This is a genomic window from Kitasatospora sp. NPDC001225, assembly GCF_053597855.1.
Genome location: NZ_JBSFJC010000187.1, coordinates 1 through 11920 on the forward strand (window position 1 = coordinate 1; position 11920 = coordinate 11920).

Genomic DNA, 11920 nt, shown 5'->3' on the forward strand with positions numbered 1-11920 from the left:
GCAACACAGAACAAGGGTTGCGCTCGTTGCGGGACTTAACCCAACATCTCACGACACGAGCTGACGACAACCATGCACCACCTGTATACCGACCATCCGCCTGTCAGGGCGCGGTGGTGCCCGGCTGCGCGCCGGCGCCGAAGGACCAGCCCTCGACGTCGCCGGGGGCCGGGTCGTAGCTGCCCGCGCCCAGGGTGCTGTACGACCAGGGGCCGCCGTGCTGGGCGTGCCAGTACGACCAGTAGGCGCTGCCGGTCGGGTTGGTGCAGGTCGTCGGCAGGGCGTTGATGGTGCAGACGAAGCCCGGGTAGCGCGGGTGGAAGGCGTACGAGAATCCGGCGCCGGTGAGCGCGGCCAGGCCGCTGGCCGGGTCGCCGGGCGCGCAGCCGGTCTGGATGCCGCCGCCGACGGCGGTGAAGTCGACCACGACGGTGACGCCGGTGGTGCCGCCGCAGGCGGCCGCCCGCGCCTGCGGGGCCTGGACGGCGGAGACGCCGAGCAGGCCGGCGGTGAGGGCCGCCGCGGCGGCGATCGACCCGAGCGTACGGCGGGCCGGGCGGGCCGGGGTGGGGGTGTCGCTCATCGGTGAACTCCTCGCGGTGTCAGCGTGGTTCAGCGCGTGGCCGGAACCGGCGGGCAGGCCTGGGTCGGGGCGTCGGGGGCGGCCCCGGAGGCGGAGAGCGTGGACAGCGGGGTGCCCGCGAGGCCGAGGACGGCCTGCGCCGTGGCCCGGGCGCCGGTGCCCGCGTTGAAGCCGGTCGCGTCGTAGGCGACGGCACCGCGGACCGCCGGGTCGGCGGAACAGCCCTGCTGGAGCTTCACCAGCCGGCCCCACGCCTTGAGGCCGGGGCCGAGGCGGCCGCCGGAGAGCAGCGCCTGAGTGGCCAGGCCGGTGCTGTTGGCGTTGGAGGCGGTCGCCCCGGCGGCCGCGAAGCCGCCGTCGGCGTTCTGGTGGGCGGTGAGCCAGCCCAGGCCCGTGTTCGCTTTGGCGGCGCGCCCGGTGGCGGCGAGGGCCTGGACGGCGAGCGCGGTGGCGTCGGCGTCGCTGGTGCAGGCGGCCTGGCCGAAGGAGAGCGGGAAGCCGCCGTCCGCGCACTGGCTGTTCGCCAGGAAGTCCACGGCCGCCGCCGGGGCGTCACCGGGCGTGCGGTGCAGGGCGATCACGGCGAGGGACTGGCCGAAGGCGTTGCTGTAGTCGCCCCACTGGGAGCGGTCGGAGAACCGGCCCTCGGCGGTCTGCAGCGAACGCAGGCGGGCCGGCAGGTCGACGCCGCCGAAGGCCGTCGGGTCCCCGCCGCGCACCTCGACGGCGAGCAGCAGCTTGGCGGTCGCGCCCGCGTAGGCCTCGGTGGTGCCGTCGCCGAGGTAGCCGCCGATGATCTCGGGCTTCGCCAGCCAGGCGGTGGCCTTCGCGGCGGCCTCGTCGGAGCCACGCGAGGCGGCGAAGGCCAGTACGGCGTCGATGGTGAGGCCCTGGTCGGGGTAGGCGGTGCCGTTGAAGACGGACTCGTAGTGGTCGCCGTCGACGAGCTGGCGGGCCAACCAGCCGCCCGCGGCGGCGTCGGGGCGGACCGTCGGGGACGAGGTCGCGGCGGCGGTCGCGTTCTCGGGCGCGGCGTGGGCGGCGGTGGCCGCCGGGAGTGCGGTGGCGAGCGCCACGGCGGGTATCGCGAGCAGACCGAGGGTGCGGCGGAGCGTGGGCATGGTGGCCTTTCCGGGCCCGGGCGCAGGGGCCCGGAGGGCGGCGGCGACAGCCGGGGCGGCCCTCGGGGCTCCGGCCCGCGGACCACGACGGGAGGAGGGACGACACGCCTCCGCCGACGGGTACTCGGGCTCGCCTCCGACCAGGAGCCGGCGGCCTACCGTTGCGGGCCAGCGCCGGATTCGAACCGGACTTCCCCCAGCGGCGGAGTCACAACATGACGGCCCATCATGGCGATACGGAAAAGATCCGGTCAAGGGTTCGAACGTGACATCACGGTGGCCGCCGCCCGACATCGCGACGCGCCCCTCCCGGCCGCCGACGCGACCAGGGCGTCCCGGACGGCAGAATGCCTCCCATGCGGCACATCTTCGTCATCGGCATCGGCGCGGGCGACCCCGACCATCTCACCCTGCAGGCGGTCAAGGCGCTCGCCCGCACGGACGTCTTCTTCATCCTCGACAAGAACGAGGACCGGCAGGACCTGATCCGGCTGCGCCGCCGGATGCTGGCCGAGCACGGCCGGCCAGGCCACCGGGTGGTCGAGGCGCCGGACGCGGAGCGGGACCGGACCACCCCCGCGTACGCGGCCGCCGTGGACGACTGGCGCGTCCGCCGGGCCGACCTGGTCGAGCAGTTGCTCTCCGAGCACCTCGGTGAGGGCGAGACGGGCGCGTTCCTGGTCTGGGGGGATCCGAGCCTCTACGACAGCGTCATCGCCGTGGTGGACGACGTCCTGGCCCGCGGCGCCGTCGGCTTCGACTACGAGGTGGTCCCGGGCATCAGCAGCGTCTCCGCGCTCGCCGCCCGCCACCGCACCACGCTGACCCGGGTCGGCCGCCCGGTGCAGATCACCACCGGCCGCCGACTGGCCGAGGGCTTCCCCGAGGACGTGGACGACGTCGTGGTGATGCTCGACGGCCGCGCCGCCTTCACCGGGATCGACCCGGAGGGGCTGGAGATCCGCTACGGCGCGTACCTCGGCACCCCCGACGAGATCCTCGTCGCCGGGCCGCTGGCCGAAGCCGCCCCGCGGATCAGCGAGTTGCGCGAGTCGGCCCGCGCGCGCAAGGGCTGGATCATGGACACCTACCTGCTGCGGCGCTCCGAGAGCTGACCGGCGAGCGCCGTCCCGGTTCGCCCCCCGGCCGACACTCGGACACCGGCCTCGCGCCCGGCCGTCACTCCACCCGGCCGGTGCGCTCCCGGACCGGTGCCGGTGCACTCTGGGCCAAATCCGCCACCGAGCCACTGCCTAACGTTCCGTCATGAAATCGAGCAGGACGGCCTTTTGGGCTCGTCCGGCTCGACCGCGCCGCGCCGCCGCCCGCTCCGGGCGGCGGCCCGAACCCATGACTGGAGGCCGTCGAGGTGCCTGCAATGCCGGTCGGCGGGCTGGTCCCCCGCACGGAAAACGTCACCGAACACGCCGCCGACGTCGTCGTCCGCAACGCCCGGATCCACACCGGGGACGCCCGCCGCCCGCAGGCCGGCGCCCTCGCCATCCGGAACGGCCTGATCACGGCCGTCGGGGACGACGCGGACGTCGCCCCGGCCGTCGGCCCGTCCACGGTGGTGGTCGACGCGCTCGGCCGCCGCGTGGTGCCCGGCCTCAACGACGCGCACCTGCACGTGATCCGCGGCGGCCTCACCTACGTCCTGGAGCTGCGCTGGGACGGCGTGCGGTCGCTGCGCCAGGGCCTGGCGATGCTGCGGGAGCAGGCCGCCCGGACACCCCGGGGGCAGTGGGTGCGGGTCGTCGGCGGCTGGTCGGCGGAGCAGTTCGCCGAGCGGCGGCTGCCGACCCCCGCCGAGCTGAACGAGGCGGCGCCGGACACCCCGGTCTTCGTCCTCCACCTCTACCAGTCGGCGGTCCTCAACCGCGCCGCGCTGCGCGCCGTCGGCTACACCCGCGACACCCCGGACCCGAAGGGCGGCCAGATCGTCCGGGGCCGCGGCGGCGAGCCCAACGGCATGCTGCTGGCCGCCCCGAGCGCCCTGGTCCTCTACTCCACGCTCGCCAAGGCCCCGACACCGGAGGGCGAGGAGCGCAGGACGTCCACCCGGCACTTCCTGCGCGAGCTGAACCGCTTCGGGCTGACCTCCGCGATCGACGCCGCCGGCGGGTTCCAGAGCTTCCCGGAGAACTACGCCACGGTGACCGAACTCGCCCGCGAGGGGCTGCTCTCGCTGCGCATCGCCTACCACCTGTTCCCGCAGACCCCCGGCCAGGAGCTGGACGACCTCACCCGCTGGGTCGAGACGGTCCGACCCGGGGACGGCGACGAGTGGCTGCGGCTGAACGGCGCCGGCGAGAACCTCACCTGGGCCGCCGCCGACTTCGAGAACTTCGCCGAGCCGCGCCCCGAACTGAACGCCTACGAAGGGGAGTTCGCCAAGGCCGTGCGCCTGCTCACGGAGCACGGCTGGGGCTTCCGGCTGCACGCGACGTACGACGAGACGATCCGGCGCGACCTCGCGGTGTTCGAGGGGCTCGCCGCCGAGGGGCTCTTCCCCGCCGGGAACCGGTGGCTCTTCGACCACGCCGAGACCGTCTCCCCGGACAGCCTGGACCGGATCGCGGCGCTCGGCGGCTCGCTCTCCGTCCAGAACCGGCTGTCCTTCCAGGGCGAGGTGTTCACCCGCCGGTACGGCGCCGCTGCCGCCGCCGAGGCGCCGCCGGTCCGCGCCATGCTGGCGCGCGGACTGACCGTGGCCGCCGGCACGGACGCCACCCGGGTGTCCTCCTACAACCCCTGGGTCGCCCTGCACTGGCTGGTCTCCGGCCGCACGGTCGGCGGCCTGGCGATCCGGCCCCCGGAGAACCGGGTCGACCGGGCGACCGCGCTCGCGATGTACACCACGGCCGGCGCCGCCCTCACCGGCGAGCAGGACGTCAAGGGCGTGCTGCGGCCGGGAAGTTACGGGGACCTGGCGGTGCTGTCCGAGGACTACTTCACGGTGCCGGAGCCGCAGATCCCGTCCATCGAGTCCGTGCTGACCGTCGTCGGCGGCCGGATCGTCCACGCCGCGGCCGAGTACGAGGGCATGGACGAGGAGCTCCCGCCGGTCAGCCCCGGCTGGAGCCCGGTCGCCCACTTCGGCGGCTACCAGGCCGCCCGCCCCGCCCCCGGCACGGGCGCCCGCCAGGCGGAGCTGCTCGGCGAGGCCGTCGCCGAGTCCGAGCTGCACCACCGCTGGCGGATCGCGCGCGGCCTGGCCGCCGAGCAGGGCGCGCCGTTCGACCCCTGCTTCCTCCTCTGATCCACCTGACCCGCCTTCACGCGGACCACCGCGCGAAGGACCCTGTCCGACCACACCGAAGGGAACCCCGTCATGGTCGACCTCACCCAGGTCAGCGCCACCCCCAGCCCCGACCTGCTCACCCCCGACAACGCCGTGGTGCTGTTCGTGGACCACCAGCCGCAGATGTTCTTCGGCACCGGCAGCGGCGACCGCACCGCGATCGTCAACGCCACCGTCGGCCTCGCCAAGGCCGCCCGGGCCTTCGACGTGCCGACCGTCCTGACCACCGTCGCCGCCGAGTCCTTCTCCGGCCCGCTGCTGCCGCAGCTGGCGGCGGTCTTCCCCAAGGCCGAGGTCCTCGACCGCACCTCGATGAACGCCTGGGAGGACGAGGCGGTCGTCGAGGCGGTCAAGGCCACCGGCCGCGGCAAGGTCGTGATAGCCGGGCTGTGGACCGAGGTCTGCCTGGTCCTGCCGGTGCTGTCCATGATCGACCAGGGCTACGAGGTCTACGTCGTCACCGACGCCTCCGGCGGCGTCTCCCCGCAGGCCCACGAGCACGCCGTCCAGCGGATGACCCAGGCCGGTGCGGTGCCCGTCACCTGGGTACAGGTCCTGCTCGAACTCCAGCGTGACTGGGCCCGGACGGAGACGTACGGCGTGGTCACGGACATCGTCAAGGAGCACGGCGGCGCGTACGGCCTCGGGATCGTCTACGCCCAGGCCTTCCTCGGCGAGCACGCCGCGGGCTGAGTCGGCACCGCACGAGAAGCACAGGAACCAGGGACCAGGAACAGGACACGATGGATACCGGACTGCTGATCCTCCGCGTGGTGGTGGGCCTGCTCATCGCCGGGCACGGAGTACAGAAGGTGAGCCACCGCCTCGGGGGCCACGGCCTCGCCGGCGGGACGGCGGAGTTCCGCCACGACGGCTTCCGCGGCGGGACGCCCACCGCGCTCGCCGCGGGCGCCGGGCAGGTCGGATCGGGCCTGTTCCTGGCCCTGGGCGCGCTCACCCCGCCCGCGGCCATGGTCGCCATGGGGGTGATGACGGTCGCGATCACCGTCAAACTGCCGCACGGGCTCTGGGTGCAGGACGACGGCTACGAGTACCCGCTGGTCCTGGTCGTCGTCACCGGGGCGCTCGCCCTCACCGGCCCGGGCCGGTGGTCCGTCGACCAGGCCGTCGGCCTGAACGCCTGGCCGCTCTGGATCTCCGTCGCGGCCGTCGTGCTCGGCCCCGCCGGCGGACTGCTCACCCGGGCCGTCCTGCACCGCCCGGCCACCCCCGAAGGAGCCACCGCCCTTGCGCGCCCTGCTGACTGACGCCCTGCGGACGCTCGCCCCGCCGCGCACCGACCGGCACGGACCGCTGCCGCCGCTGATGCTGCTGCTGACGGTGGCCACCGGCGTGGTCGACGCGGTGAGCTACCTCGGCCTCGGGCACGTCTTCGTGGCGAACATGACCGGCAACGTGGTCTTCCTCGGGTTCGCCCTCGCGGGCGCCTCCGGCCTGTCGGCCACGGCCTCGCTGGTCTCGCTCGCGGCCTTCCTGACCGGCGCGCTCTGCGGCGGACGGCTCGCCGGCCGGTCTGCCGACCACCGCGGGCGTCTGCTGGCCCTGACCGCCTGCGTCCAGACCGCCCTGACCGCCGGCGCCGCCGTCACCGCCGCGCTCGCGGACGGCGCCGGCGCCCGCTACGCCCTGATCGTCCTGCTGGGCCTGGGCATGGGCCTGCAGAACGCGGTGGCCCGGCGGCTCGCCGTACCCGACCTGACCACCACCGTCCTCACCCTCACCCTGACCGGCCTCGCCTCCGATTCGGCCCCGGCCGGGGGCACCGCGCCGCGGCCGGGGCGCCGGATCCTCTCCGCCCTGGCGATGCTGCTCGGCGGCCTCGCGGGCGCGGTCCTGGTCCTGCACGGGCGGACCGCCACGGCCCTCGCCCTGGCCGCCCTGCTGCTCCTGGGCACGGCGCTGGCCGCCCACCGGCTCTCGGCCGCCCACGGGCCCGACGCGCCCTGGGCCGCACCGGCGGCCTGACCACCGCACCGACACTCCGAGCACCCGCACCGACCACGACCGGGAGGTCACCCCCGTGCAACGCCCCCTGACCCGACGCCTCACCCGACGCCTGGTCCCGCTGGTGGCGGCGGTCGCCGCGCTGGCGGCCGTCCCCACCGCCGCGCCCGCCCAGGGCACCCAGGCCGCACCCACCGCCGGGCACCGGCAGTTCGCCGTCGGCCCCCAGTACGACTCCACCCACGTGTACGTCGAGCCCGGCACCGAGCAGGCCTTCGCGGCCAGTTGGGTGGCCACCTTCGGCGGCAGCACGATCGGGCCGAACGCCACCCAGGTGACCCCCACGCCCAGCCGGACGCTCTCCGAACTGGTCGTCTCCCCGGTGGGCACCCTCTCGGTGTTCGACTACACCACGCCCGTCCCGTACCCCTTCGGCACCGAGCGCACCGGCTGGCTGGTCACCGACCTCGACCAGGCGGTCCGCGCCGCCCGCGCCGACGGGGCCGCCGTCACCGTGGCCCCGTTCGCCGACCCGATCGGCCGGGACGCCGTCGTCCAGTTCCCCGGCGGCGTCAACGCCCAGCTGTACGTCCACACCACCCCGCCCTCCTACCCCGGGCTCGCCAGCGTGCCGGAGAACCGGCTCTACCTGTCACCGGACGCGGTGGGCGCCTTCCTGCGCAGCTTCCTCGCCTTCACCGACGGCCGGATCGTCTCCGACGACCGCCGGGCCGACGGCGCCGCGATCGGACTGCCCGGCACCGCCTACCGGCTGCTGCGCCTCACCTCCGGCTTCGGCACCACGACGGTCGCCGTGACGGACGGCCACCTGCCGTACCCGTTCGGCCGGGAGCTCACCGGCTACGGCGTGGCGGACCTCGGCGCCACCCTGGAGCGGGCGAAGGCCGCCGGCGCGTCGGTGCTGTCCGGCCCGGTCCGGGCGGACGGCCGGGGCAGCGCGATGGTGCGGTTCCCCGGAGGCTACGTCGCGGAGCTGCACGGCGACCGGTGACCGGTGCCCCGGCACGGGGGCGGTCACACCGCGATGCCGTACCCCTCCGGCCGGGCCGTGCCTCCCTGGGCGAGGCCCGCCCGGGCGCACGCCTGCCACTCGCGCGGCGAGACCCCGTAGGCGGCCCGGAAGGCCCGGCTGAAGTGACTGGCGCTCACGAAGCCCCACCGCCCGGCGACCGCCGCCACGGTCGCCGGGCCACCCGTCGGACCGGTCGCCGGACGGGCCGCCGTACGGGCGAGGTCCCGGCGGCACGCGTCCAGCCGCTGGCGCCGGATCCAGCGGGTCACCGTCACCCCCTCGAAGCCGAACAGCTTGTGCAGGTACCGCACGGACACATGGTGGGCCTCGGCGATCCGCTCCGGCGAGAGCTCCGGATCCCCCAGGTGCCGCAGGATGTGGTCCTTCACCCGGGCCAGGGTGGCCAGGGCCGCCTCGGGCGCCTCCGGTACGAACCGGCCGCGGCGTTCGTGCGCGAGCACCGCGAGCAGGTCGAGCGCCGTGGTGGCGAGCCAGGAGGCCGCCGGCGGCTCCATGCTCCCGGCCGAGCGGGAGAGGCAGTCCAGGTAGGCGCCCACCAGGCGGGCGGTGTCGTCCTCGCGGGTGTCGAAGGCCGTCGCCGTGAGCACCCGCAGGTCCTCCTCGGTGACCCCGACGGCCGAGCGCGGCCAGTGGAAGGCCGTGAAGAGGAACGGCTCCGGCAGCTCCTTGGTGAACGGCCGCCCGGCGTCGGAGATCGCGAAGGTGCCCGGGCGCAGCTCCACCTGGCGGCCGTCCTGGAGCAGCCGGGCGGTGCCGCGGTGCTGGAGCGCCAGGGTGAGGTGGTCCTCGCCACCGCGGGCGATCAGCCGGGCGCTGCGCTCGACCCGCTGCGGGCCGGCCCGGACCAGGGAGACCTGGGCGGCGCCCAGCCGGTGGCTGGTGATCGTCGCGGGCGCGGGCGCGTCCTCGCGCAGGACGACGTCGAGCGGGATGAAGGTACGGGAGACCGCCTCGTGCCAGTACTCGGCGCGGTCGGCGGCCGGCACCCCGGCGGTGTCGAGGACGGCGGACGGGACGACGGACATCTGTGCTCCTGTTCGGTCTGCGGGCCCGACCGCGCCGGGTCGCGCCTCGGCGGCGGTGGCCCAAGTCGTGCTGGTTCTACGGCTCGTCAGCAGGCCCCGTCGGTCCGGAGCGGGCGCCAGTCGCGCGGCGAGACCCCGTACGCGGCGCGGAAGGCCCGGCTGAAGTGCGCCGGGTTGACGAAGCCCCAGCGCTGGGCGACCACCGACACGGTCGGGGCGGTCCGGCCGCGGCGGCCCAGTTCGCGGGCGCAGGCCTCCAGGCGGCGCTGCCGGACGAGCCGGCTCACCGTCACTCCCTCGTGCTCGAAGAGCCGGTGCAGGTACCGCACCGAGATCCGGTGGGCCCGCGCGATCCGCTCGGGCGTCAGCTCCGGGTCGCCCAGCCGCTGGTCGATGTACTCCCGCACCCGCCGGACCAGGTGCTCGTTCGGGCCGTCGGGGCCGACACTGCCGGGGCCGTCCGCCGCCAGCTGGACGACCAGCGCGCTCACCAGGTCGGCGACCCGCCCGGCCAGCTGGTCCCCGACCGGGCCGGGGTAGGAGTGCGCGGAGGCGGCCAGGGTGCCGAGGAAGGGCCCGAGCACGGGCCCGCAGCCGTCCGCCGGGCCGACGGCCGTACCCGCCGCGTGCCGCAGGTCGCGCTCCGACACGCCCACCATCCGGCGCGGCAGTTGGAACAGGTGGGTGCGGAAGCGCCCCGGGTACTCGACGGCGAACGGCCGCCCGGCGTCGTACAGGACGAGCCCGCCCGGCGGCACCTCCGCGCGGCGCCCGTCCTGCTCCAGCACGGCCCGGCCGGACTCCTGCACCCCGACCCCGACCTGCGGCTCGGTGCGCGGGGCCGGGGCGATCAGGTCGGCGCTACGGGAGAACCGGGCGGTGTCCCCGTCCAGGGTGGAGATCCGCACGTAGCCGAGCCGGTGCGACACCGGGAGCCCGTCGGACGGCCGCCCGGTGAACGGGTGCGCCCCCACCGGCACCGGCGCCGCCGGAGCGCCCCGGAACGCGGCCTTCCCCTCGTCCACGACCGCCCCGGCCGTCCCCCGCACACCCATCTGACCGTCCTCCCGTCGAAGCCCTGCGCGACCCAGCCTGGACTTCGACGGCGACGGCCCGTTAGGTCATCTGACTGCCTGGTTCGACAGCGGCCGGAGGAAGCGCCGTCCCGGCCGGTCGACCGCCGTCGAGGGCATGGGCGAGCGCGGCCCGAGAAGTGATGCCGAGCTTCGGGAAGATCCGGTACAGGTGGGCCCCGACGGTGCGGGGCGACAGCTGGAGCTCCCGGCCGATCTCCTTGTTCGTCAGGCCGGTCGCGGCCAGCCGGGCGATGCGCAGTTCATGGCCGGTCAGCCCGGAGGGTCCGGCGGCAGGCCCGGCCGGCGGCAGGGCCGCGGAGTCCCCGGCGGCCCGCAGTTCCTCCTCGCACCACCGGGCCCAGGGCTCGGCCCGGAGGCGGCGGAACACGTGGTGGGCCGCGCGCAGCGGCTCCCGGGCCCCGGGGCGGTGGCGCCGGCGCAGCCACCCGCCGTGGGCGAGCCGCAGCCGGGCGAGGTCGAACGCCCACCGCTCGGCGCCCGGCACGGCGTACGCGGCGCGGTAGGCGGCGTCGGCCTCGTCGTCGGCGGCGGCCAGGGCGGTGGCGGCCGCGAAGAGGAAGGCGTGGCGGCCGGAGATCTCCGCCGAGCGCGCCGCGCGTCCGGCCGCCAGGTGCTGCCGGGCCTCCTCGTGCCGGCCGGTGTGCACGGCGGCCGTCACCAGGTCGAGGACCAGCGTGTGGTGCCAGGGCCGGCCGCCGGGCAGGTGTCCGGGCGGGGTGAGTTCGCAGAAGTGGGCGTACGCCTCCTCGTAGCGCCGGTGGGCGAGCGCGGCCAGGCCGCGCAGGTGGCTCAGGCGGTCCAGGACGTACCGCATCCGGGCGCGGGTGGCGGTCGGCCGGACGGCCTGTTCGATCTCCCGCAGGCCGTCCTCGTCGCCCCGGCCGGCCAGGAAGTGGGCGTGGTACAGGCGGAACACCAGGGCGTTGGTGCGGTAGCCGAGCTCCTCCGCGATCCCGGCCTCGCGCAGGCAGACGGCCGCCCGGTCCCACTGTCCGAGCAGGAAGTCCTGGTGGCACCTGGCCTTGGCGACCGAGCCCTGGGTGGCGTAGCCGTGCAGCCCGGTGAAGCGGCGCCACAGGTCGCCCTCGGGGCAGTCGAGCGCCGAGGCGGTCCAGAGCAGGAGCCAGGCCGCACCGGCCTCCTGCTCCGCGCTCAGGTCCGCGGCCGCCGCCCGGAGCGCGGCGGCCGTGTCCGGGCCCGGGTCGGTCCAGGCGCGCAGGCAGAGCCTGCCCGCCTCGGAGACGTTCTCCCGGTGCCGCTCCAGGGCCTGCCAGGCCCAGGGGTCGTCCGTGTAGCTGGCGGCCAGGAGGAGTTTGAAGTAGGCCTGCTCGACCAGCCCGCCGAAGGATTCGGCGCCCGGCGCGGTCAGCGCGTCGAGGGCCGCGGGCAGCAGGGCGGAGGAGGACTCGAAGTCGACGTGGTGGCTCTGGTCGACGTAGACCACCGCGTACGCGAACAGCGGGGCGACGTCCTCGGGCACGGTGCTGGCCTTCAGGTCCTCCACCAGGGCCGCGGTGTGCCGCAGTTGCCCGCCGTGGGCGGACATCACCGCGGCCCAGGTGAGCCGGCGGGCACGCTCGCAGGAGCTGGGGCTGAGGGTGGCGGCGCGTTCGAGCAGCAGCGCGCCCTCCGCGTCGCCGCCGCGCCGGGCGAGGTCGCGGCCGGCCTCCTGGAGGCGGTGCGCGAGGTCCTCGTCGGGCAGCAGCGCGGCGGCGGCCTCGTGGACCAGCCGCCGGTCTGGAGGAGCACGTGGTGGCGCTGGTCGGCCGCT

Annotated in this window: 11 protein-coding genes and 1 riboswitch; of the genes, 6 read left to right on the forward strand and 5 right to left on the reverse strand. The window is 75.7% G+C overall.

Going from position 1 to position 11920, the window contains the following annotated elements:
• Positions 1 to 103: 103 nt before the first annotated feature.
• Complete coding sequence (locus tag ACWDCZ_RS36005) at positions 104 to 583, reverse strand: flagellar hook-length control protein FliK (RefSeq protein WP_449818080.1); 480 nt, start codon at positions 581 to 583, stop codon at positions 104 to 106.
• Positions 584 to 612: 29 nt separating this feature from the next.
• Positions 613 to 1704, reverse strand: a complete 1092-nt coding sequence (locus ACWDCZ_RS36010; protein ID WP_449818081.1) for a peptidase — start codon at positions 1702 to 1704, stop codon at positions 613 to 615.
• A gap of 98 nt (positions 1705 to 1802) precedes the next feature.
• Positions 1803 to 1923: riboswitch (cobalamin riboswitch) on the reverse strand.
• Positions 1924 to 2060: 137 nt separating this feature from the next.
• Here ACWDCZ_RS36010 and cobF point away from each other — a divergent pair.
• The 6 genes from cobF (at position 2061) to ACWDCZ_RS36040 (ending at position 7985) form a co-directional block, all read left to right on the forward strand.
• A complete protein-coding gene (cobF, locus tag ACWDCZ_RS36015) occupies positions 2061 to 2819 on the forward strand; it encodes a precorrin-6A synthase (deacetylating) (RefSeq protein WP_449818082.1) in 759 nt (252 codons plus the stop codon).
• A gap of 263 nt (positions 2820 to 3082) precedes the next feature.
• Complete coding sequence (locus ACWDCZ_RS36020; RefSeq protein ID WP_449818089.1) at positions 3083 to 4966, forward strand: amidohydrolase; 1884 nt, start codon at positions 3083 to 3085, stop codon at positions 4964 to 4966.
• 72 nt (positions 4967 to 5038) lie between these two features.
• Positions 5039 to 5701 (forward strand): hydrolase, encoded by a 663-nt coding sequence (locus ACWDCZ_RS36025; protein ID WP_049653335.1) that lies wholly within the window; start codon positions 5039 to 5041, stop codon positions 5699 to 5701.
• Positions 5702 to 5751: 50 nt separating this feature from the next.
• Complete coding sequence (locus tag ACWDCZ_RS36030; RefSeq protein ID WP_449818083.1) at positions 5752 to 6276, forward strand: DoxX family protein; 525 nt, start codon at positions 5752 to 5754, stop codon at positions 6274 to 6276.
• Positions 6257 to 6994, forward strand: a complete 738-nt coding sequence (locus ACWDCZ_RS36035; RefSeq protein WP_449818084.1) for a YoaK family protein — start codon at positions 6257 to 6259, stop codon at positions 6992 to 6994. Before ACWDCZ_RS36030 ends, ACWDCZ_RS36035 begins: the two co-directional genes overlap by 20 nt.
• Positions 6995 to 7049: 55 nt before the next feature.
• Positions 7050 to 7985, forward strand: coding sequence for a VOC family protein (locus tag ACWDCZ_RS36040; protein WP_449818085.1), 936 nt, complete (start codon positions 7050 to 7052; stop codon positions 7983 to 7985).
• A 23-nt stretch (positions 7986 to 8008) separates the two neighbouring features.
• On the opposite strand, the gene ACWDCZ_RS36045 is transcribed toward ACWDCZ_RS36040, so the two are convergent.
• From ACWDCZ_RS36045 to ACWDCZ_RS36055, 3 genes are all read right to left on the reverse strand, one after another.
• A complete protein-coding gene (locus tag ACWDCZ_RS36045) occupies positions 8009 to 9052 on the reverse strand; it encodes an AraC-like ligand-binding domain-containing protein (RefSeq protein ID WP_449818086.1) in 1044 nt (347 codons plus the stop codon).
• Positions 9053 to 9138: 86 nt separating this feature from the next.
• Entirely contained in the window at positions 9139 to 10107 is a 969-nt protein-coding gene (locus ACWDCZ_RS36050; RefSeq protein WP_449818087.1) for a helix-turn-helix domain-containing protein, read from the reverse strand.
• Between the two features lie 61 nt (positions 10108 to 10168).
• Positions 10169 to 11920, reverse strand: a 1752-nt coding sequence (locus ACWDCZ_RS36055; RefSeq protein WP_449818088.1) for a LuxR C-terminal-related transcriptional regulator, incomplete at its 5' end; no start/stop codon positions are given.

What these genes read in the sequence shown, in the direction of transcription:
- ACWDCZ_RS36005 (WP_449818080.1), bottom strand. Translation starts at nt 583, where the DNA reads ATGAGCGACACCCCCACCCCGGCCCGCCCGGCCCGCCGTACGCTCGGG.
- ACWDCZ_RS36010 (WP_449818081.1), bottom strand. Translation starts at nt 1,704, where the DNA reads ATGCCCACGCTCCGCCGCACCCTCGGTCTGCTCGCGATACCCGCCGTG.
- cobF (WP_449818082.1), top strand. Translation starts at nt 2,061, where the DNA reads ATGCGGCACATCTTCGTCATCGGCATCGGCGCGGGCGACCCCGACCAT.
- ACWDCZ_RS36020 (WP_449818089.1), top strand. Translation starts at nt 3,083, where the DNA reads ATGCCGGTCGGCGGGCTGGTCCCCCGCACGGAAAACGTCACCGAACAC.
- ACWDCZ_RS36025 (WP_049653335.1), top strand. Translation starts at nt 5,039, where the DNA reads ATGGTCGACCTCACCCAGGTCAGCGCCACCCCCAGCCCCGACCTGCTC.
- ACWDCZ_RS36030 (WP_449818083.1), top strand. Translation starts at nt 5,752, where the DNA reads ATGGATACCGGACTGCTGATCCTCCGCGTGGTGGTGGGCCTGCTCATC.
- ACWDCZ_RS36045 (WP_449818086.1), bottom strand. Translation starts at nt 9,052, where the DNA reads ATGTCCGTCGTCCCGTCCGCCGTCCTCGACACCGCCGGGGTGCCGGCC.
- ACWDCZ_RS36050 (WP_449818087.1), bottom strand. Translation starts at nt 10,107, where the DNA reads ATGGGTGTGCGGGGGACGGCCGGGGCGGTCGTGGACGAGGGGAAGGCC.